Source organism: Pseudomonas sp. Irchel s3b6 (assembly GCF_900187415.1).
In the GTDB taxonomy this organism is placed as follows: domain Bacteria; phylum Pseudomonadota; class Gammaproteobacteria; order Pseudomonadales; family Pseudomonadaceae; genus Aquipseudomonas.
Genome location: NZ_FYDM01000010.1, coordinates 56656 through 76236, shown reverse-complemented (window position 1 = coordinate 76236; position 19581 = coordinate 56656). Strand labels below are relative to the sequence as shown.

The window sequence follows — 19581 nt, the reverse complement described above, 5'->3', positions numbered from 1 at the left end:
AAGACTTATAGTTGAACCACCAGCCTCCGGCCAGAGTCAGCATAAAATGCGTAAGTCCTTGATGCGTATGACATTACGTCAGCTTCAGATCTTCAATGAGGTCTGTGATTTGCGTTCTTACAGCCGTGCAGCCGACGAAATGTCGCTCACACAACCGGCTGTTAGCCTACAGATGCGTCAGCTGGAAGAGCTGATTGGTCAACCTTTGTTCGATTACGTCGGCAAAAAACTCTACATGACCGAGGCCGCTGAAGCGTTACAGCGTGCCAGTCGAGACATTTTCGGGCGCCTCGAAAACCTCGATATGCAACTCTCGGACATGCAAGGGTCCTTGCAAGGCCAACTGAAACTGGCGGTGGAATCCAGCGCCAAGTATTTCGTACCGCACTTGTTTGCCGCATTCAAGCGCCAACACCCGGAAGTGAACCTGCAACTGACGGTGGTCAACCGTGGGCAGGTGATCCGACGCCTGTCCGATAATCGTGACGATCTGGTGATCATGTCCATGGTGCCCCAGGACATGGGGCTGGAGTTTTTGCCGTTCCTCAACAATCCGATCGTTGCCGTGGCGCCACCGGATCATCCACTGTGCCACATGGGCCCACTGCGCCTGCAGGACCTTGAGCCTTACACCCTGCTGCTGCGCGAACCCGGCTCCGGGACGCGCCTGGCATGCGAGGAGTACTTCAAAGAGAAGCGCGTGCACTTCAACCAGACCCAGGAAGTCTCGTCAGCCGAAGCCCAGCGCGAATGCGTGGTGGCGGGTCTGGGCGTGGCCCTGTTGACGCGCCACGCCCTGAACCTGGAGCTGGCGACCGGCGGACTCAAGGAGCTGCCGGTCGAGGAGCTGCCGCTGTTTCGCAGCTGGTGCGTGGTGCAGGCCAAAGCCAAGCGCCTGTCACCGGTCGCGCATGCGTTCCTGGGATTTATCCGCAGCGAACGCGTGCAGATCAGCGCGCTGGTTGAGCGCTTCGACGCGAAGCTGCCGGTGTTGCCTGCCAGTAATTGAGCTCACCACTGTCGGGAAAATCGCCGATCTCGGCCAGAAGCTGCCGGCGTTCGCAGCGATCTTCGATCGCACGGCGAAACTCCATGCGGCGCTGGTCTTCCTGCTGACGACGGGTTTTGACGGCGCTGTTGCGTTCTTCGTAGGGCTGGGCCATTTCGAGTCTCCCAAGGCGAGTACGGGAGTTTCAAGATAGGCGCGGGGGATGACGGTTTGGCGGCGGGCGGGTTACAGACTGATGAAATCCACAGGGTGACACCGAACCTGTGGCGAGGAAGCTTGCCCCCATTGGGCAGCGAAGCGGCCCCAAAATCATGCGACGCGGTGACTCAGGAGGGTCGTGTCAGCCGGGGTTGCGACTGCTGCGCCCGAGCGCGGACTGGCCGACAGGGGCAAGACCCCTCGCCACAAAAGCTGCACGGCAAGGTCAATCGTCCAGCGCTTTCACCGACTTGGGCGACAGGCGCAGGCTGCGAAGGCTGCGCTTGACGCTCTTGAGGTGGTTCACCAGGCTCGGGCCACGCGCCATGGCCACGCCCATGGCCAAGACATCGATCACCACCAGGTGCGCGATACGCGAGGTCAGCGGCGTATAGATTTCGGTGTCTTCGTGCACATCGATCGCCAGGTTGACGGTCGACAGCTCGGCCAGGGGGGTCTGGCTCGGGCACAAGGTGATCAACGACGCGCCGCTTTCGCGCACCAGGTTGGCGGTGATCAACAGGTCCTTGGAACGCCCGGACTGGGAGATGCAGATCGCCACGTCGGAGGGTTTGAGCGTGACCGCCGACATCGCCTGCATGTGCGGGTCGGAATAGGCCGCTGCCGTCAGCAGCAACCGAAAGAATTTATGCTGGGCATCCGCAGCCACGGCACCAGAGGCGCCAAAACCATAGAACTCGACGCGCTGAGCCTGCGACATGAGCGTCACCGCCCGCTGCAACTCCACCGGATCGAGCTTCTCGCGAACCTCCATCAGGGTGTGCAGGGTGGTGTCGAAGATTTTCAGGCTGTAGTCGGCGACCGAGTCGTCTTCATGGATCGCGAACTGGCCGAAGCTCGCACCCGCCGCCAGGCTTTGCGCCAGCTTCAGCTTCAAGTCCTGGAAACCCGAACAGCCGATGGCGCGACAAAAGCGCACGATGGTCGGTTCGCTGATACCAACGCTGTGGGCAAGATCGGCCATGGAGCTGTGCATCACTGCCGCAGGGTCAAGCAGCACGTGGTCGGCAACCTTGAGTTCCGATTTGCGTAACAGGTGGCGAGACTGGGCGATATGTTGCAACAGGTTCAAAGGGCAGGACTCATTGTTATGGGCTGGCGCCGGAGATGTAGCAAGCTTGTAGTTATACTACAAGAATCCGCTTTTTGCCTGCCCAATGCGTAACTCCATGTCCCCACCCTGCGCCCTGCGCGCCTGATGTAGCACTCAAAGCCACCACTCAAGCCCTTGGCGGTCAAAAAACCTCCAATGCAGTCAACCACCCACCCCACCGACAATGACTGACCCTATCAACAGTCCGGTCCCTCCCTCCTCAAACACAGCGCCTTACAAACGCATTACTTATGTATCGCGCTCCTCTCGCCCACCAAGCGGATATTGAGCGTGCAGGACACCAACTATTGATGACAGGAGTCAACAACCATGAGCATTACAACACGTGACTGGACAGCCCACAGGGACCTGATGCCGGGCGCCACCCCTTCCTTTCGAGTCAATGCCACCGTCAGTGTTGCCCACCCGGGCATTACTCCTAGGCTGCGACTGATTTCAGTGAAACATATCGATAAGACCGACGGCGCCAAGGCATGTGATCTATGGCTGGAGCTGACACTTGAGAGCGCCGATGGCATTTTTGCGCAGGTGGTGACAGACAAAGTCGTTACCTTCACCAATACGACCCATGCGGATGCCACCGGAGTCAGCATCTACCACGAATGCAAACTGCTGCAGCAGATTGATGAAGTCGTGGAAACCCATTAAGCACGCACTCTGCCTTTCCTGCTGTCGGATCGCTTGACGATCCGGCAGCCATTGCACCGAACTCCAGCTCTAGGGCCCAGCATCCTGGTCGCGCAGCAGGCCGGCAAATCTGTCGGCCTCCACCGGCCGGCTGATCAGGTAGCCTTGCACCTCATCACACCGCTCGGCCTTGAGAAACGCCAACTGCTCCTCGTGCTCAACGCCTTCGGCCACCACCTTGAGCGACAATCCATGAGCCATGGCAATGATCGCCCGGGTGATCGCCGCGTCGGCACCGCCCTCGCCCAGCCCGCGGATAAATGCCTGATCAATCTTCACGTAGTCCACGGGAATGCGCTTGAGGTAACTCAGCGACGAGTAACCGGTGCCAAAGTCATCGATGGCCAGCTTCACCCCCAGGTCACGCAGTTGCTCAAAGGTGGCGATGATGTGTTCGACGCTGTCGAGCAACTGGCTTTCCGTCAGTTCCAATTCCAGGTAGTGCGGCGCCAGGCCGGTTTCTTCCAGCACCTGACGCACCAGGCTGACCAGCGTACCCCGCCGCAACTGGTGCACCGACAGATTGACCGAGACTCGAATCGGTTCCAGTCCCTGGCGTTGCCACTCGCACGCCTGCCAGCAGGCCTGGCGCAGCACGAACTCGCCAATCGGCCCGATCAGGCCTGTTTCTTCCGCCAGGCCAATGAACGCTCCCGGTAGCACCCAGCCCATGGTCGGATGGTCCCAGCGCACCAGCGCCTCGGCGGCATTCAGCCGGCCAGTGGCGAGACAGCGCTTGGGTTGGTAGAACACCTTCAACTGATGCTCTTCGATGGCCTTGCGCAGCTGATTTTCCAACTGCAGGCGCTCAAACGTGCTGGTCTGCAGGCTGTCGGTGTAAAACTGAAAATTGTTCCCGCCCAGGTGCTTGGCATGCTGCATGGCCATGTTCGATTGGTTAATCAGCGCCGAGATCTCCCGGGCGTTGTCCGGCAGCAGGCTGATACCCATTGATGCACTAACCACCAGTTCATGACCTTCGACGGTCAGTGGCAAGCGCAGCTTGGTCGACAACCGGGTCGCCACGCGCGCCAGGCTCGACAGGTTGCCGTAGGCATCAAACAGCACCGCAAACTCATCGCCCGACAGACGCGCGATGGTGTTCGCTTCCGGCAATGCGTTGACCAGGCGTCGCGCCATTTTCTGCAACAACTGGTCAGCCACGTCATGGCCCAAGCTGTCGTTGAGCAATTTGAAACGGTCCAGATTGATGTGCAGCAATGCCAGGCTGCGCCCACCCCGCCTGACCCGTTGGTGAGCTTCATGGAGCCGCTCGCGGAACAAGGCGCGATTGGCGAGCCCCGTCAACTCGTCGTAGTGGGTCAGGTTGCGCATCCGCTCTTCGGATTCGCGGCGGGCAGACAGATCAGCGAAGAAGCCCACGATATGACTGACGTTTCCTCGAGAATCGCGCACCACGTTCAGCTGTAGCCATTGTGGATAGAGCTCGCCGTTCTTGCGCGCCTCCACCAACTCGCCCTGCCAGGTACCCTGGGCTTCCAGTGCCTGATGAATGATCGGGTAGTGCCGGCGCGCATCGCGGCTGCACGGCAACTCGACCACATTGCGCCCCAGCAGGTCCTCGATCTGATAGCCGGTCACCCGGCTGAACGCCTGATTGACCGCGATCAGCGCGTAATCGGGGTCAAAAATCACGATCCCTTCACTGGCCGCCTCAAACACCGTCGCCGCCAATTGCCGTTGCTCTTCCAGGTCCTTGCTGGCGCTGATGTCGCGCCGAGTGCCGACCATTCGCAGGACCCGCCCGCTGGCGCTGCGCTCCACGGCTCGCCCACGGTCTTCGATCCACACCCAGTGGCCATCACCATGACGCACACGGTATTCGATCTGATAATCCTCGGTGCGCCCCTTCAAATGTTCCACCAGCGCCCGTCGTAGCGCGGGCAGGTCCTTGGGGTGCAGACGCGGTTTCAGGTGCCGGAGCATGGCCGTGATGAATTCCGGCTCCAGCCCGAACAGTTCCTTGAGCTGGGTGTGATGCACTTCGTCGGTCTGCAGGTTCCAGTCCCAGAGCCCCAGCTCACTGGCCTTCAACGCCAGCGCCAGCCGCGCCTCGCTCTTGCTCAAGGCCTGATTGGCGGCATCCAGATCAAGGCTGCGTTGAGCCACGCGGTTTTCAAGACCGACCTGGGCCTCCCGCAGCTCTTCTTCGGCCTGGCGGCGCTGCTCGACTTCCCGCGCCAGCGCCTGATTAAGCCGTTCACTGCGACTTTGCGCCTGCTGCAGATGCTCGATCAGCGCCTGATTCTGGAAGCGCCGCATCATGCCACGCTGGATCAACCGGTTGACCTGCCAGGCCACCACGCTCAGGGAGCCCAACAGAATGAGCCCGAGCCAGCCCCAGCCCTGCTGCCGCTCATCACCGCCCCAGAACAGATAGCCAATGGCGGGTAACAGACATGGCAAGGTAAAGGACAGGAAAGCCGGGAGGCTGACCGCATAGGCGACGCTGGCCGACAGTGTGGCGGCGCCAATCAGGCCGAATACCCAGGCTTGTTGCAAGAAACTGTCGGTGGGCACCAGGGCGATACCGGCGGCAGCCAGGGTCAGGCCGCTCACGGCCGAGCCCAGCAAAAACATGCGGTGCCAGATGGGTTGCGCCTGGCGACCGGGTATCGCCGAATCGAATGCGGCAACCTGAATCACCCGCAACGCCACCAGCGCCAGCAACCACACCAGCCAGACGCTCACCAGCCAATAGCGCTGCGGACTCCAGAGCAATCCGGCGCAGACCAGCCCATTGATCAACATGAACAACGTGGGCAGCAACGAGCCCTGATACAGCAGACGTGTGCGTTCGACCGCCATCTCCATGGCGTACTGCTTGCGGATAACCTGCGGTTCCACAATGGGCCCCGGCAGACTGGAGCTGAGGGTCATAGGCAATATTCTTGTTTTTATGAGGGTGGGCGTGCAGGCCCGAAACGTCGACGGAGCATACACAAGCTATGCCCCGGACCAAACTGATCCAACGCACAAAATCGACGAAACCAATGGGCTTGCGAAACCGCTCGAAACCCCAGAGCCACGGCCTGTCAGGGCTGCTGACGAGTGACCGGCCGGTCGCCCTTGGCGTATCTTTCATCGGTTAATGCAACGCTCGGTTTGCCCGGTGTGACGCAGCACCCTAGAATGCGCTGATGCGCGATGATCTCTCCCTTCTGCTGAACTCCCTCAACGATGCCCAACGTCAGGCCGTAGCTGCCTCCGTGGGTCGTCAGTTGGTCCTGGCCGGTGCTGGTTCCGGTAAAACCCGTGTGCTGGTGCACCGTATCGCCTGGTTGATCCAGGTCGAAAACGCCTCGCCACACTCGATCCTGTCGGTGACCTTCACCAACAAGGCCGCTGCCGAGATGCGTCACCGCATCGAGCAGTTGATGGGTATCAACCCGGCCGGCATGTGGGTCGGCACTTTCCACGGCCTGGCGCACCGCCTGTTGCGGGCACACTGGCAGGAAGCCGGCCTGAGCCAGACCTTCCAGATCCTCGACAGCGACGACCAGCAACGCCTGGTCAAACGGGTGATCCGCGAACTGGGACTGGACGAGCAACGCTGGCCGGCCCGTCAGGCCCAGTGGTTCATCAACGGGCAGAAAGACGAAGGTCTGCGCCCACAACACATTCAAGCCAGCGGCGATCTGTACCTGGCCACCATGCGCAGCATCTACGAGGCCTACGAGGCCGCGTGCCTGCGCGCGGGCGTCATCGACTTCTCCGAACTGCTGCTGCGCGCCCTCGACCTGTGGCGCGACCACCCAGGCCTGTTGGCGCATTATCAAAAGCGCTTCCGCCACGTTCTGGTCGACGAGTTCCAGGACACCAACGCCGTGCAGTACGCCTGGTTGCGACTGCTGGCCAAAGGCGGCGACAGCCTGATGGTAGTGGGTGACGACGACCAGTCGATCTACGGCTGGCGCGGCGCGAAAATCGAGAACATTCATCAGTATTCGGCCGACTTCCCGGACGCGGAAGTCATCCGCCTGGAACAGAACTACCGCTCCACCGCCGGGATTCTCAAGGCCGCCAACGCCTTGATTGCCAATAACACCGGACGCCTGGGCAAAGAGCTATGGACCGATGGTGGCGAAGGCGAGGCCATCAATCTCTACGCCGCGTTCAACGAACATGACGAAGCACGCTACGTGGTGGAAACCATCGAAAGCGCGCTGAAAACCGGCATAGCCCGCAGCGATATCGCGATTTTGTACCGCTCCAACGCCCAATCACGAGTTTTGGAAGAAGCGCTGCTGCGCGAGCGCATTCCGTACCGTATCTATGGTGGCCAACGCTTCTTCGAGCGGGCGGAGATCAAGAACGCCATGGCCTACCTGCGCTTGCTCGAAGGGCGCGGCAATGATGCGGCACTGGAGCGGGTGATCAACGTTCCGGCCCGTGGCATTGGCGAAAAAACCGTCGAGGCCATCCGTGACCACGCCCGCCACAGCGATGTGTCGATGTGGGAAGCCATGCGCCAACTGATCGCCAACAAAGGCCTCACCGGTCGCGCGGCCGGTGCCTTGGGCGCGTTCATCGAGTTGATCGAGAACCTGGCGGCCAAGACCACCGAGATGCCCCTGCACCTGATGACCCAAACGGTCATTGAGCAGTCCGGCCTGATTGCCTACCACGAAGCGGAAAAAGGCGAGAAAGGCCAGGCACGGGTAGAAAACCTTGAGGAACTGGTCAGCGCGGCGCGCAACTTTGAAAGCGCCGAAGAAGACGAAGACCTGACGCCATTGGTCGCCTTCCTCGGCCACGCCTCACTGGAGGCCGGCGACACCCAGGCCGACGAGCATGAAGACAGCATCCAACTGATGACCTTGCACAGCGCCAAGGGCCTGGAGTTCCCTTATGTGTTCCTGGTGGGCATGGAAGAAGGCCTGTTCCCGCACAAGATGAGCCTGGAAGAGCCCGGCCGTCTTGAAGAAGAGCGTCGCCTGGCCTACGTGGGCATCACCCGTGCCATGCAAAATCTGGTGATGACCTACGCTGAGACCCGACGCTTGTACGGCAGCGAGACCTACAACAAGGTGTCGCGCTTCGTCCGCGAAGTGCCGAAGGGCCTGATCCAGGAAGTGCGGCTGTCCAACAGCGTCAGCCGTCCGTTTGGCGGTGGCCAGAAGCAGAATTCGAGCAGCCTGTTCGCGGGTACGGAAATTCCGGAAACCGCGTTCAGCCTCGGCCAGCAAGTCCAGCATGCGGTCTTCGGCGAAGGGGTTATTCTCAACTTTGAAGGCGCCGGCGCGCAGGCCCGAGTGCAAGTGAACTTCAGCGAAGGCAGCAAATGGCTGATGCTCGGCTACGCCAAGCTGGAAGCGGTCTAGTCCTGCATGGCTGATCGTTCCCGCGCTCTGGCCGGGAACGGTCAACCCCAGTAGAAGGCACAAGACATGGGCTCGGGCTTCTTTTCTTCCTGGACATTCTGGGCTCTGTTATCGGCGGTGTTTGCCGCCCTGACCGCGATTTTCGCCAAAGTAGGCATCGAGAACGTCAACTCCGACTTCGCGACACTACTGCGCACCGTGGTGGTCCTGGTCAGCCTGGCCTTGATTTTGTACGCCACGGGCCAATATCAGTCCCTGGGATCGATATCCACCAAAAGTTACCTGTTTCTCCTGCTGTCCGGGCTGGCAACCGGTGCTTCGTGGATATGCTACTTCCGGGCGCTGAAACTCGGACCCGCCGCGCTGGTAGCCCCGGTGGACAAGCTCAGCGTCGTGCTGGTGGCGGTACTGGGCGTGATCCTGCTGGGCGAGAAGCTCGACCTGCGCCAATGGGGTGCAATCGGCCTGATCACGACAGGCGTGATCCTGTTGGTGTTACGACGCCAAGCGACTTTCCCGCTGAGCCAATCCAATTGTCCTATGGACAAAAGTACATACCCGTCTTGTGCCGATCGAGCTGAATACAGCCTGTCAGGCAAAAGCCCGAAACACTCTGCCGCTAGCCAGTAACACTTCACCTGTGCAACATGGCGCGCGTGCCATCCACAAATGGGAATTCCCTTTATGAAACGTTTTCTTAGCATCGCCATGGCGTTGTGCATCGGCCTGACGATGAGCCTGGACGCCAACGCCAAGCGCTTTGGTGGCGGCAAAAGCTCCGGCGCTGCGCCGACGCACCAGACTAGCCAAATGGCCCCTTCTTCTCCTGGCATGGGCGGCGCCGCCGCGACTGCCGGCGCCGCCGGTGCCGCTGGCGCTGCCGCCAAGGCCGGTGGTGCTTCGCGCTGGCTCGGCCCTCTGGCCGGTATCGCGGCAGGTGGCCTGCTGGCCTCCATGTTCATGGGCGGTGGCTTCGAGGGCATGCAGATCCTCGACATCCTGATCATGGCCGTCCTGGCCTTCGTTATCTTCCGTTTCATCGCCGCTCGTCGCCGCAAGCAACAAGCGCACATGGCCCCTGCCGGCCACGCGCCAATGCAGCGTGAAGCTTTCGAACAGAAGCCATCCATGGGGTCGATCTTCGGTGGCTCAGCAGCCCCCGCTGCCGCTCGTCCGGTGATCAATGCTCCGGCCTGGTTCAACGAAGAGCGCTTCATTGAAGCGGCGCGCAGCCACTTCCAGTCCCTGCAACAGCACTGGGACGCCAACGAAATGGACAAGATCAGCGAGTTCGTGACCCCGCAATTGCTGGAGTTCCTCAAGCGAGAACGTGCCGACCTGGGTGACGGCTTCCAGTCGACCTACATCGACAACCTCACCGTTCAGCTGGACGGCGTGGATGATCGTGCCGACAAGACCATCGCCACCCTGACATTCAGCGGCGTGTCGAAAACCTCGCGTTTCGACCAGGGCGAAGTGTTCAGCGAAAGCTGGAACATGGAACGTCCGCAAGGCGAGAACCAGCCTTGGCTGGTGGCCGGTATCCGCCAGAACGGCTAATACCGCTCCCGCGGTTGCCTGCAGCACATAAAACCCCAGCCTCGGCTGGGGTTTTCTATTTCGCGGTTGCATCTATAGCAAGCTACTGTATAAACCGGCCCAACCAAACCGCGCCAATGAGCAAGAGGATCCCGGACGTGGAAGAAATCATCGAACAACTGCGTGAAGCCAACGAACCGGTACCGGTGCCCTTGGAGTTGCCTGACGAAGACCTGCTGGTGGAAATCGAAGAACAACTGTTCATCGACATCCCGTTTGTCTTCAGAGAATTCCTGCTGACGGTCAGTGACGTGGTTTACGGCAGCCTGGAGCCGGTGACCGTCACCGACCCGCAATCCCACACCTACCTGCCGGACGTTGCCGCCAACGCCTGGGACGCGGGCGTGGAGCGCAGCCTGATCCCGATCTGCCAGGATGGCGACAACTACTACTGCGTCGAAGAAGACGGCACCGTAGTGCTGTGGCTGGCCGAAGAAGAACTGCTCGCCGAAGAAACCTGGGAATCGGTGTGGCACTGGGCGCGGGACGTCTGGCTGGAGAGCTGATTGGCCGGACGCCCTGCTTGATCAATGCCCGGACGAATCCTTGTGGTTGTCCAGGGTTTCCAGCAGGGCGATCTGCATCCGTGTGTGCACACGGATGAACCAACGCCACAGCAACGCGGCCACCGCAGCTGCCACGACAGCAACCAGCACCAGCAACTTGTTGGTCGGCAAAATACTGGCCGACAAGGCTGCCAGCAGCAGGAAGATCACCAGCAGCGAGAGAATCGGGATCACTTCGGCGATCACCCGACGCACTCGCTGAGTGTGGCGGCCGGCCATCTCCGGCTTCACCCCCATTTCCGCCAGCATCATCGAGAGCGCCTTGAGCTTGCGGTATGCCGCAATCAGGAACGGCAGCGACAACAGCAACGCGCCCCCCCAGATCAACGCTTTCTGCCAGCTCGGATCGCTGATCCAGTCTTGCAGGTAAGCGGACATACGCTCGGCGAAAAAGGCCCCTGACAAAAAGATCGCCACCACCAGCGCCAGATTGACCCCCACCTGCAACAGAATCCGCCGGATCATCGATGCCAGCAGCGCACCCTCGCCCTGGGGCTGGATACTGCGCAACCATTCGCCATACATCCCCAGCACACGGCTCAGACGCTGCGGTATGACGGCTGCGAGCCTGATCGACAACGGGTCGGCCGCTCGAATCAGGTAGGGCGTCATCAACGTAGTGATCACCGAAACGGCAACGGCCACCGGGTAGAGAAAGTGACTGGTCACCTGCAGGGTCATGCCCAGCGCCGCGATGATGAACGAGAACTCGCCAATTTGTGACAGGCCCATGCCGACCCGCAGTGAAGTGCGTCCGTCATTACCGGCGATAAAGGCCCCAAGGCCACAGGACAGTATCTTGCCGAGCACAACCGCCACGGTGATCACCGCAATCGGCCAGGCATATTGCAGGAGGATGACCGGGTCGAGCATGAGGCCGATGGCAACAAAGAAGATCGCACTGAACAGGTCGCGAACCGGCTCGATCAGCCGTTCGATTTTCAGCAACTGCCGGGACTCGGCCATGATCGCGCCAATCAAGAACGCACCGAGCACCATGCTGTATTCGAGCTTGACCACCAGCAGGCAGAAACCAAAGCACAGGCCCAGTACGGTAATCAGTAGCATTTCATTGCTATCGAACCTGGCCACGTAAGCCAGCAGGCGCGGCACCAGCAGAATCCCGATCACCAAGGCCACGACCATGAACAACGAGAGCTTGCCGACGGTGGAAAACACCTCGCCCGAACTCACGGTGCCACTGACCGCGATGCTCGATAACAAGGCAATGATGCCGATGCCGAGTATGTCCTCGACGATCAGCACACCAAAAATCAGCTGGGCAAAGCGCTGGTTTTTCATCTTCAGGTCATTCAGCGCCTTGACGATGATGGTGGTCGAGGAAATCGCCAGAATCGCGCCGAGGAACAGCGAATCCATGGTGCTCCAGTCGAACCAGCGGCCGATTTCGTAACCGATCCAGATCATCAGCACGATTTCCAGGAACGCTGCAATGAACGCGGTCGCGCCGACCTTGAACAGCTTGCGCAGGCTGAACTCCAGGCCAAGGCAGAACATCAGGAAAATCACCCCGAGCTCGGCCAGGGTCTTGATGGTGTCTTCGTCGTGAATGAACCCGAACGGCGGAGTGTGCGGACCGATGATGAAACCCGCGACGATATAGCCCAGAACCACCGGTTGTTTGAGCCGATGAAACAGCACGGTCACCACGCCCGCCACCAACATGATCACTGCCAAATCCTGAATGAAACTGACGGCATGCATGGCGAAGGCTCCTTGATGACGGGCTACTAAAGCCGTTTCGTGATGACCGGATCGCGAGAAAAGGCCCTTTGAGCGGGCTTTTGCAGCGTAACACCGCGACTTCTGGCAAAAAGGCGGTGCAATATATGGAAACAGATGGATTTGGGCGTGACGGCCAGCACTGGCGCGGCGTCCCGTTAAGGATGGTTTGAAAACTGTTCAAGTGCCCGTAGAGGCGCTCCCGTAATCCCTGCCTAGAACCGTGAGTGTGCTATGGAACCCGGAACCGCCCAACTGTCGATGACGGTATTGATGACCCCCGACATGGCCAACTTCTCTGGCAATGTCCACGGTGGCACCCTGCTCAAATACCTCGATGAAGTCGCTTATGCCTGTGCCAGCCGCTATGCCGGCCGTTACGTGGTGACCCTGTCGGTGGATCAGGTGATCTTCCGCGAGCCTATCCATGTCGGTGAACTGGTGACCTTTCTGGCATCGGTCAACTACACCGGCAATACCTCGATGGAGGTGGGCATCAAAGTGGTGACCGAAAACATCCGCGAACGCTCGGTACGCCACACCAACAGCTGTTTCTTCACCATGGTGGCGGTCGACGATCAGCGCAAACCCGCGCAAGTGCCGCCCCTGCAACCGCAAAACAGTGAAGACAAACGCCGGTTTGTCCAGGGCAGGCAGCGCCGCCAGATACGACAAGAGATGGAACTGCGTTATCGAGAAATAAAAGCCGACGCTTTAGCCGCATCTTCAGAATAACGTCGCTCTTCAGGCAGTCTTCGCGGGAAAACCCGCTCCGACTGTGGATTTCTGTGATGTACACAGGTGTACATCATAGAAATCCTAGGGAAGCGGGTTTTCCCAGGGGCGCCGTTAAAGGCTGATCGCTGTCGCCTCGAACTTCACCCGAGGGTGGGCAATGCGGTCCTGAGCCCGCACCAGCTCCAGCTCGTAGCTGGCGCAGGCCTGGGTTTCCAGCAGCACTTCATGCACCGCGGACGCCGCGAACTCAAACGCGGCGACCAGGCTGTCGCCCAACAGTACACGGGCCAGGAACAGACCCGACGTCAGGTCACCCACGCCCACCGGCTGCCTCGGAAACGCCAACAACGGGCGGCGCAGGTGCCAACTGCCTTCGGCAGACACCAGCAACATCTCGAAGCTGTCCGGCAACTTGCCGGGGTAGTCCAGATGCTTGACCAGCACCGCCTTCGGGCCACGGGCCAGCAGTGCACGCGCCATCGCCAGGCAATCGAACAACGACTGTGGTTTGCGCCCGGAAAAACTGTCCAGCTCAAGCTGGTTCGGGCACATGAAGTCCGCCACGGCGGCTGCTTCATCCAACAGGAAGTCGCTGACCTCGGCGGGCACGCTGCAGCCCTTCTCCGCATGCCCCATCACCGGATCGCACAGGTACAACGCATGGGGGTTGGTGGCCTTGATCCGCGCCACACCGCTGAGAATCGCCCGCCCTTGTGCCGCGCTGCCCAGGTAGCCCGACAAAACCCCATCGCAGTTGCCCAGCTCACCAATGGCGGCAATCCCCTCCACCAGTTCCGGAATCTGATGTGGCGCCAGTATTTCACCGGTCCACTGGCCATACTGGGTGTGATTGGAGAACTGCACCGTGTTGAGCGGCCAGACATTCACCCCGACCCGCTGCATCGGGAATACCGCGGCGCTATTACCGGCGTGGCCAAAAACCACATGGGACTGGATGGCGAGCAGATGAGGTGTACGTTTCATGCGGGATTTCCGTAAACCGATTGAAATTCGAGCCGCGCAGTATGCGACTAAACGCAGCCTGTACGACAGACCAATGTCGCAGTTAAGCTGACGCTAATTAGTGGAGTTCTGTTGATGCTGACCCTGGGAAATATCTTCGTGCTGATGCTGCTGGCGACCGGTGCCGCGTGGCTGTGGCACAACCACGGCTTGCGCGAACGGGCCCTGGAGCGGGTCAAGAGACATTGCACCAAACTCGACATCGAATTGCTCGATGACAATGTTGCGTTGAAAAAGATTGGTTTGGTCAAGGATGCCAATGGCCGACGACGCCTGGCCCGGGTGTACAACTTTGAGTTCACCGTAACGGGTGAAACCCGCCATTGCGGCACCATCACCCAGTTCGGTGCCCATAGCGCGCAAATCGAACTGGCGCCCTACCCGGTTCCGTTCGAAGAAAAACCGGAGCCACCCATCCGTGCCGAGGTCATCGAGCTGAGCCAGTGGCGCCAGGACCACAACAAGTGGCGTGACTGACGCCTGCACAGCCTTACTCGGGGCTCACCCGACAGCTGGCCAAGCTCTCCTGCAGGTCGTTGACGTCCTGCGGGGCCTCGAAAATCAACTCGAGCCGCGAATCCTGACGCCATTCACTGGGCTTCCACAGCAGTGCCGCGTTATCCAGTGCATTGGCTGAAACCCAGCCCTCGTCACTGTGGATAACCAGCTTGGCCCGACGCCAATTCCATGTCTGCAGGCATGCCTGGACCCGTTCGAGATCGAACGTCTGGCCCGGATGCCAGCGCCAGCCGATGCTCCAGCCACCGTCCTGCTGCTGGCTCAGGCAAATCGGCTGTGCCGGATCCGTCCAGACCGCCGGCATCTGCCCCAGGCCGTTGGGTACAGGGATGTTATCCACACTGGTAGTCGCCCGGCTCCCCACACCCGGCAGCTCACTCAACGCCAACTGCCCCTGCTGCGTCCACAGCAACGGGCGCTGCGGCAACTGGTCGACGATCCGTTGGCGATCGCCTTGGCTGAGTGACTCCGCCTTGTTCAACAGCAACAATCCAACGCTTGGCAGTGCATCCTGTTGCGAGGGTGGCAATGGCTTGCCAGCGGCCAGCGCCTGGGCATCGAGCACCAGGATGCATGGCTGGACCGCCAGTACACCCTGCCACGGCGCTTGGCTCAACTGCCTGAGCAACTGCGCCGGGTGCCCCAGTCCGGAGGGTTCGATAAACAAGCGATCTGGCCGTGACTGACGCAACAACCGCCCAAGGCCGATCTGGAACGGCGCACCGTTGACACAACACAAGCAGCCGCCGGCCACTTCACCCAAGGCGATACCGTCGGCGCCCGTGCTCAACAGCGCGGCATCGAGTCCAATCTGGCCGAACTCATTGATCAGCACCGCCCAGCGCTCTGTTTCCGGTCGCTGTGCCAGCAGGTGCTTGATCAGGCTGGTCTTGCCAGCCCCCAAGGGACCGGCAATGACATGAGTGGGAATGTTCTGCAGCATGGTTAGCGTTTTCACAGCAGAGGGAGCGTCACAAGAGAATGACACCAATATGCCTGAGCCCTTGGCGATTCACTATCAAGTCCTCGCTCACACCCTGGCTCAGGCGAGCCAGTCGAGCGTCAGGATCAAGCGGCGCTCACCGGGAGCCGGTTGTGGCGACCGGTGGATCAGCCCAAAACCTTCATTGCCCTGCCACTTCTCACCCTTGAGCAACGCCACTTCGCCACACAGCATTTGCTGGTAAGCCTCGGGCTCGGCTTGGGCGTGCCCCAGTTGCTGGCGACTCATCACGTCCTCCTTGAGCCACTGGCTGCCGATGCCGGCGTATGTGGTGATCAGCCGAACCGGCACGTGATCGACGTGGAAGCGCGGGCACATGGCTTTATCCAGCACCCGCACACGCACCCCGATGCGTCGGGCCCCGAGCAAACAGGCAAACGCGCTGATCAGCCATGAGACATCGGCGATAAAGCCTGTGTAGCCCTCAAGATCACTGAAGCAGGCCGCCAGACTGCGCAGGTCAGGTTCCTCCTCGTCCGTCGCCAACTCCACCACCAGCGACTCGGCCAGAGGTGGGTTCCGGGACACCACCAGTGCGCCGAAATCAGCGATATGGACCGGCAACCGGCGCTGCCAAAGGGCAAGGTTGGTACCGTCTTCGAGTATTTGCGCCAAGACCTCAGGGGATTGGCCCGCGACCTGACGGATCATCGGGTATGCCTCGGCCATCGACGCCAGCATCACGCGGCCTCCTCGTCGAACCAGGGACCGAACGGGTCGGCCATCAGCCGCCACCCCTCAACGCCCAGCGCCATTTCGTCATCGCTGAGCAGGCACTCATCAAGGTCTGCAGTGAGCCGGGGGAAATCGACATTCTGACCGATGAACACCAGTTCCTGACGGCAATCTCCGGTGGCAACCGTCCAGTTCGCCATGATCGCTGCGGTGCTCTCCTGATCCTGTGGCCACTGGGTTTTCGGCACAAACCGCCACCAGCGGCCGGCGAACCCGTGACGCATCAAACCACCGGCCTGGGACCAGCTACCGGCGTCCTGGTGTTTGCTGGCCAGCCAGAAAAAACCCTTGGAGCGCAGCAGTTTTCCGTTCACCCAAGGGCGGTTGATGAAACTGAAAAATCGCTGGGGGTGAAAAGGCCGGCGTGTCCGGTATGCCATTGAGGCGATGCCGTATTCGGTGGTTTCCGGCACATGTTCGCCGCGCAGTTCCGTCAACCAGCCTGGTGCCTGAGCGGCCCGTTCAAAGTCGAAGCGGCCCGTGTTGAGGATCTTGTTCAGCGGCACCTCGCCCATCACCATCGGGATAATCTGCGCCTGTGAGTTGAGGCGTTCGAGGATCGCCATCAACTCCTCCCGGTCGGCGCTGCTGATCAGATCGATCTTGCTGATCAGCAGCACGTCGGCGAATTCGATCTGTTCGATCAGCAAATCGGTGATCGAACGCTCATCCTCGTCACCTAGGGTTTCCCCGCGCGAGGCCAGGCTTTCGGCCGCCTGGTAGTCGACCAGGAAGTTCATGCCATCGACCACAGTGACCATGGTGTCGAGTCGTGCGATGTCGGCCAGGCTTTGACCCTGGTCATCACGAAAGGTGAAGGTTTCCGCCACCGGCAACGGCTCGGAAATGCCGGTTGACTCGATCAGCAAGTAATCAAAGCGACCATCCCGGGCCAGCTTGCCAACCTCTTCGAGCAAGTCTTCGCGAAGCGTGCAACAGATGCAGCCGTTACTCATCTCGACCAGTTTTTCTTCGGCACGATTCAGGCTGACATCCCGCTGAACCTCACTGCCGTCGATGTTGATTTCACTCATGTCATTGACGATCACCGCCACCCGAAGGTTGTCGCGGTTACGCAAAACGTAGTTCAGCAGGGTGCTTTTTCCGGCACCGAGAAAGCCGGAGAGTACGGTAACGGGGAGACGGTTGGGCATCAGGTGTTCCTCATCAGGAGCGGCCAGTCGAACGAACTGACAATGTTATAGTATAACAATACCAATGCGCCAATCCCCCTTGCCCCCAAGAGAAACCCGATGTACATCGCCCTTAAATACTCACTGATGAGTCTTGCCCTCATGCTCACGGCCAGCGCCTTCGCCCAGGCCCCTAACCTGGCCACCTGCACACGCAGCGCCAATCTGCTGGCCTGTATGGACCGGGACGGTAATGCCTACAGCGTCGCCACGGCGGGCAACACGACCTATATGCGGGGGTTTGAAGTCAGCGGTAAACGCTATTGGGTGCAGACCAGCAGCCGCTACGGGCAACTGACCTTCTTCACCGGGCTGGCGTCCGACGGCGAAGCCTGGGTCGGCTACAGCCGCCGCGTTGGCTGGACCACCCTTAATCGGTTTTCCAGCTCCGGCGGATCCAGCGGCAAATTTACCTGCAGCCGGCTCACGGGCTGCTAGATCGGGTTCTTGGGAGCTCGAAAAAACTATCGTCGCCTTTAATGTTATTATATAACATACCCAATAATTTCCAACGATGGACCTGCCCATGAATGCGCTGACTCTGCCGGATATCGCCGCGCAGGCCTCACGCCAAGCCTTGCCACTCGACTGGGTGGGCATGTGCGGCATTGCTCTTCCTGTGGTGCTCGATGGCCAGCGCGTGAGCGCAAAAGCCGATGCGGGTGTCAGTCTTGATAACGACGAAGCCCGTGGCATTCATATGTCGCGCCTATATCTGGCGCTGGACATGCTTGAGCAAGAGCGCCTCACTCCGGCGCTAATGCGAGGTGTACTACAACGGTTTCTCGACAGCCATGCGGGCTTATCCACTTCGGCTTACCTGCGCATTCACGCCGATCTACTGCTCAAACGTCCTGCCTTGATCAGCCCGTTGGCCGGCTGGAAAAGCTATCCGATCAGCATTGAGGCTCGGTTGGAAAACCAAGTGTTCCACGTGGAACTGAACATTGAGGTGACCTATTCGTCCACTTGCCCCTGTTCGGCAGCGCTTTCACGGCAACTGATTCAGCAGCAGTTTGTCGATGACTTTGCCAATAAGTCGTTGCAGCACACCGACGTTCTGGCCTGGCTCGGCTCTTCCAGCGGCATCCTTGCAACCCCCCACAGCCAACGCAGCAGCGCACAGTTGCAGTTGTGCCTGGGTGACTACCTGGATGACCTGCCACTGATAGCGGCGATCAACGACGCCGAAGCGGCACTGGGAACCGCCGTTCAAACCGCGGTAAAGCGCGCGGATGAACAGGCTTTCGCCCTGGCCAATGGCCAAAACCTGATGTTCTGCGAAGACGCCGCACGCCGCTTGAACCGGGCGCTAAAACGCTCTCCAGGCATCAAGTCGTTCCGTCTGCGGGTCGTGCACGCGGAAAGTCTTCACGCTCACGATGCGGTGGCAGAGAGTCACTGGAACGGGGAGACCGCATGATTCGCAAGAACCCCTCCGGTGACTTGCCGTGGATTGCCGAGTCGGCCTACGTGGATAAAACTGCGATCATCTGCGGTAAAGTGGTGATCGGAGAGAATGTGTTCGTCGGCCCCTATGCGGTGATTCGCGCCGATGAAGTCGACGACTCAGGGCAGATGGAGCCGATCACTATCGGCGCCAATTCGAACATTCAGGATGGCGTGGTGATCCACTCAAAATCCGGGGCGGCGGTGACCATCGGTGAGTACAGTTCGATTGCCCACCGCTCCATCGTCCATGGCCCGTGCACTGTCGGCAATCGGGTGTTCATCGGTTTCAACAGCGTGCTGTTCAACTGTGTAGTGGGCGATGGTTGCGTGGTGCGGCATAACTCGGTGGTGGATGGCCGGGACTTGCCGAGTGACTTCTATGTCCCCTCCACCACCCGCATTGGCCCCGGCACCGACTTGTCCAGGTTCCCGTCAGTCAGTGTCAGCGCCTCGGAATTTTCCGAAGACGTCGCGCGCACCAACGTCGATCTGGTGCGCGGATACAAAGCCCTGCAGAACGAATTCTGAGCATGCATGAACAGCGCGTTGAGTGGTTGTCGATTCTCGCTCAGTACAACGAGGGTATCGGAACACATTGCAGATACACCGAACGTCTTAATGACAGATGTCAGCGTT

At 60.1% G+C, this 19581-nt stretch carries 18 protein-coding genes and 1 pseudogene; 11 read left to right on the top strand and 8 right to left on the bottom strand.

Annotated features, from left to right (window positions below):
- Positions 1–46 precede the first annotated feature (46 nt).
- The gene (locus CKW07_RS17450; RefSeq protein WP_095146268.1) at positions 47–1009 is read left to right on the top strand and encodes a LysR family transcriptional regulator; all 963 of its coding nucleotides are present in this window, start codon (positions 47–49) and stop codon (positions 1007–1009) included.
- On the opposite strand, the gene CKW07_RS17445 is transcribed toward CKW07_RS17450, so the two are convergent.
- Both CKW07_RS17445 and hexR read right to left on the bottom strand, forming a co-directional pair.
- Positions 951–1163: a PA3496 family putative envelope integrity protein gene (locus tag CKW07_RS17445; RefSeq protein WP_095146267.1), complete on the bottom strand. Its 213-nt coding sequence runs from the start codon at positions 1161–1163 to the stop codon at positions 951–953. The two genes, CKW07_RS17450 and CKW07_RS17445, sit on opposite strands and share 59 nt — an antisense overlap.
- A 270-nt stretch (positions 1164–1433) precedes the next feature.
- Positions 1434–2300 (bottom strand): transcriptional regulator HexR, encoded by an 867-nt coding sequence (gene hexR / locus CKW07_RS17440; RefSeq protein WP_025131545.1) that lies wholly within the window; start codon positions 2298–2300, stop codon positions 1434–1436.
- 351 nt (positions 2301–2651) lie between these two features.
- Here hexR and CKW07_RS17435 point away from each other — a divergent pair, with 351 nt between their 5' ends.
- Positions 2652–2990, top strand: a complete 339-nt coding sequence (locus tag CKW07_RS17435) for a hypothetical protein (RefSeq protein ID WP_095146266.1) — start codon at positions 2652–2654, stop codon at positions 2988–2990.
- A 69-nt stretch (positions 2991–3059) separates the two neighbouring features.
- On the opposite strand, the gene CKW07_RS17430 is transcribed toward CKW07_RS17435, so the two are convergent.
- Positions 3060–5930, bottom strand: coding sequence for a GGDEF domain-containing phosphodiesterase (locus CKW07_RS17430; RefSeq protein ID WP_095146265.1), 2871 nt, complete (start codon positions 5928–5930; stop codon positions 3060–3062).
- Between the two features lie 260 nt (positions 5931–6190).
- Between CKW07_RS17430 and uvrD the strand changes: the two genes are divergently transcribed.
- From uvrD to CKW07_RS17410, 4 genes and pseudogenes are all read left to right on the top strand, one after another.
- The gene (gene uvrD, locus CKW07_RS17425; RefSeq protein ID WP_095146264.1) at positions 6191–8374 is read left to right on the top strand and encodes a DNA helicase II; all 2184 of its coding nucleotides are present in this window, start codon (positions 6191–6193) and stop codon (positions 8372–8374) included.
- Positions 8375–8440: 66 nt separating this feature from the next.
- Positions 8441–8878: pseudogene (locus tag CKW07_RS17420) on the top strand (EamA family transporter); the annotation flags it as partial.
- A gap of 180 nt (positions 8879–9058) precedes the next feature.
- Positions 9059–9934 carry a Tim44 domain-containing protein gene (locus CKW07_RS17415; RefSeq protein ID WP_095146263.1) on the top strand — a complete coding sequence of 292 codons (876 nt, stop codon included), beginning with the start codon at positions 9059–9061 and terminating at the stop codon, positions 9932–9934.
- A gap of 137 nt (positions 9935–10071) precedes the next feature.
- Positions 10072–10479 (top strand): SMI1/KNR4 family protein, encoded by a 408-nt coding sequence (locus CKW07_RS17410; RefSeq protein ID WP_095081169.1) that lies wholly within the window; start codon positions 10072–10074, stop codon positions 10477–10479.
- A 21-nt stretch (positions 10480–10500) separates the two neighbouring features.
- On the opposite strand, the gene CKW07_RS17405 is transcribed toward CKW07_RS17410, so the two are convergent.
- Positions 10501–12264, bottom strand: coding sequence for a cation:proton antiporter (locus CKW07_RS17405; RefSeq protein ID WP_095146262.1), 1764 nt, complete (start codon positions 12262–12264; stop codon positions 10501–10503).
- Positions 12265–12516: 252 nt separating this feature from the next.
- Here CKW07_RS17405 and CKW07_RS17400 point away from each other — a divergent pair, with 252 nt between their 5' ends.
- On the top strand, positions 12517–13017 hold the full coding sequence (locus tag CKW07_RS17400) for an acyl-CoA thioesterase (RefSeq protein WP_095146261.1): 501 nt from the start codon (positions 12517–12519) through the stop codon (positions 13015–13017).
- Between the two features lie 114 nt (positions 13018–13131).
- Here the strand turns inward: CKW07_RS17400 and pdxY are convergent, their stop codons facing one another.
- Positions 13132–14004 carry a pyridoxal kinase PdxY gene (pdxY, locus tag CKW07_RS17395; protein WP_095146260.1) on the bottom strand — a complete coding sequence of 291 codons (873 nt, stop codon included), beginning with the start codon at positions 14002–14004 and terminating at the stop codon, positions 13132–13134.
- Positions 14005–14118: 114 nt separating this feature from the next.
- On the opposite strand from pdxY, the gene CKW07_RS17390 reads away from it, so the two are divergent.
- Positions 14119–14520, top strand: a complete 402-nt coding sequence (locus CKW07_RS17390) for a DUF3301 domain-containing protein (RefSeq protein WP_095146259.1) — start codon at positions 14119–14121, stop codon at positions 14518–14520.
- A gap of 13 nt (positions 14521–14533) precedes the next feature.
- Here CKW07_RS17390 and CKW07_RS17385 read toward each other — a convergent pair whose 3' ends face one another.
- From CKW07_RS17385 to zigA, 3 genes are all read right to left on the bottom strand, one after another.
- Positions 14534–15505, bottom strand: coding sequence for a GTP-binding protein (locus tag CKW07_RS17385; RefSeq protein ID WP_095146258.1), 972 nt, complete (start codon positions 15503–15505; stop codon positions 14534–14536).
- Positions 15506–15604: 99 nt separating this feature from the next.
- On the bottom strand, positions 15605–16246 hold the full coding sequence (locus CKW07_RS17380; protein ID WP_095146257.1) for a DUF1826 domain-containing protein: 642 nt from the start codon (positions 16244–16246) through the stop codon (positions 15605–15607).
- The gene (zigA, locus tag CKW07_RS17375) at positions 16246–17454 is read right to left on the bottom strand and encodes a zinc metallochaperone GTPase ZigA (protein WP_095146256.1); all 1209 of its coding nucleotides are present in this window, start codon (positions 17452–17454) and stop codon (positions 16246–16248) included. Before zigA ends, CKW07_RS17380 begins: the two co-directional genes overlap by 1 nt.
- Before the next feature lie 99 nt (positions 17455–17553).
- Between zigA and CKW07_RS17370 the strand changes: the two genes are divergently transcribed.
- From CKW07_RS17370 to CKW07_RS17360, 3 genes are all read left to right on the top strand, one after another.
- Positions 17554–17931: a glutamine synthetase gene (locus CKW07_RS17370; RefSeq protein WP_095146255.1), complete on the top strand. Its 378-nt coding sequence runs from the start codon at positions 17554–17556 to the stop codon at positions 17929–17931.
- An 88-nt stretch (positions 17932–18019) separates the two neighbouring features.
- A complete protein-coding gene (gene folE2 / locus CKW07_RS17365; protein WP_095146254.1) occupies positions 18020–18916 on the top strand; it encodes a GTP cyclohydrolase FolE2 in 897 nt (298 codons plus the stop codon).
- Positions 18913–19473: a DapH/DapD/GlmU-related protein gene (locus CKW07_RS17360; protein WP_095146253.1), complete on the top strand. Its 561-nt coding sequence runs from the start codon at positions 18913–18915 to the stop codon at positions 19471–19473. The genes folE2 and CKW07_RS17360 overlap by 4 nt, the downstream gene beginning before the upstream one ends.
- The last annotated feature ends 108 nt before the right edge of the window (positions 19474–19581 follow it).

Excerpts from the sequence above, each read along its gene's own strand:
- CKW07_RS17450 (WP_095146268.1), top strand. The coding sequence starts at position 47 with ATGCGTAAGTCCTTGATGCGTATGACATTACGTCAGCTTCAGATCTTC.
- CKW07_RS17405 (WP_095146262.1), bottom strand. The coding sequence starts at position 12,264 with ATGCATGCCGTCAGTTTCATTCAGGATTTGGCAGTGATCATGTTGGTG.
- CKW07_RS17390 (WP_095146259.1), top strand. The coding sequence starts at position 14,119 with ATGCTGACCCTGGGAAATATCTTCGTGCTGATGCTGCTGGCGACCGGT.
- CKW07_RS17435 (WP_095146266.1), top strand. The coding sequence starts at position 2,652 with ATGAGCATTACAACACGTGACTGGACAGCCCACAGGGACCTGATGCCG.
- CKW07_RS17415 (WP_095146263.1), top strand. The coding sequence starts at position 9,059 with ATGAAACGTTTTCTTAGCATCGCCATGGCGTTGTGCATCGGCCTGACG.
- CKW07_RS17400 (WP_095146261.1), top strand. The coding sequence starts at position 12,517 with ATGGAACCCGGAACCGCCCAACTGTCGATGACGGTATTGATGACCCCC.
- CKW07_RS17360 (WP_095146253.1), top strand. The coding sequence starts at position 18,913 with ATGATTCGCAAGAACCCCTCCGGTGACTTGCCGTGGATTGCCGAGTCG.
- CKW07_RS17385 (WP_095146258.1), bottom strand. The coding sequence starts at position 15,505 with ATGCTGCAGAACATTCCCACTCATGTCATTGCCGGTCCCTTGGGGGCT.
- CKW07_RS17430 (WP_095146265.1), bottom strand. The coding sequence starts at position 5,930 with ATGACCCTCAGCTCCAGTCTGCCGGGGCCCATTGTGGAACCGCAGGTT.
- zigA (WP_095146256.1), bottom strand. The coding sequence starts at position 17,454 with ATGCCCAACCGTCTCCCCGTTACCGTACTCTCCGGCTTTCTCGGTGCC.
- pdxY (WP_095146260.1), bottom strand. The coding sequence starts at position 14,004 with ATGAAACGTACACCTCATCTGCTCGCCATCCAGTCCCATGTGGTTTTT.
- folE2 (WP_095146254.1), top strand. The coding sequence starts at position 18,020 with ATGAATGCGCTGACTCTGCCGGATATCGCCGCGCAGGCCTCACGCCAA.
- CKW07_RS17445 (WP_095146267.1), bottom strand. The coding sequence starts at position 1,163 with ATGGCCCAGCCCTACGAAGAACGCAACAGCGCCGTCAAAACCCGTCGT.
- CKW07_RS17380 (WP_095146257.1), bottom strand. The coding sequence starts at position 16,246 with ATGCTGGCGTCGATGGCCGAGGCATACCCGATGATCCGTCAGGTCGCG.
- CKW07_RS17370 (WP_095146255.1), top strand. The coding sequence starts at position 17,554 with ATGTACATCGCCCTTAAATACTCACTGATGAGTCTTGCCCTCATGCTC.
- uvrD (WP_095146264.1), top strand. The coding sequence starts at position 6,191 with ATGCGCGATGATCTCTCCCTTCTGCTGAACTCCCTCAACGATGCCCAA.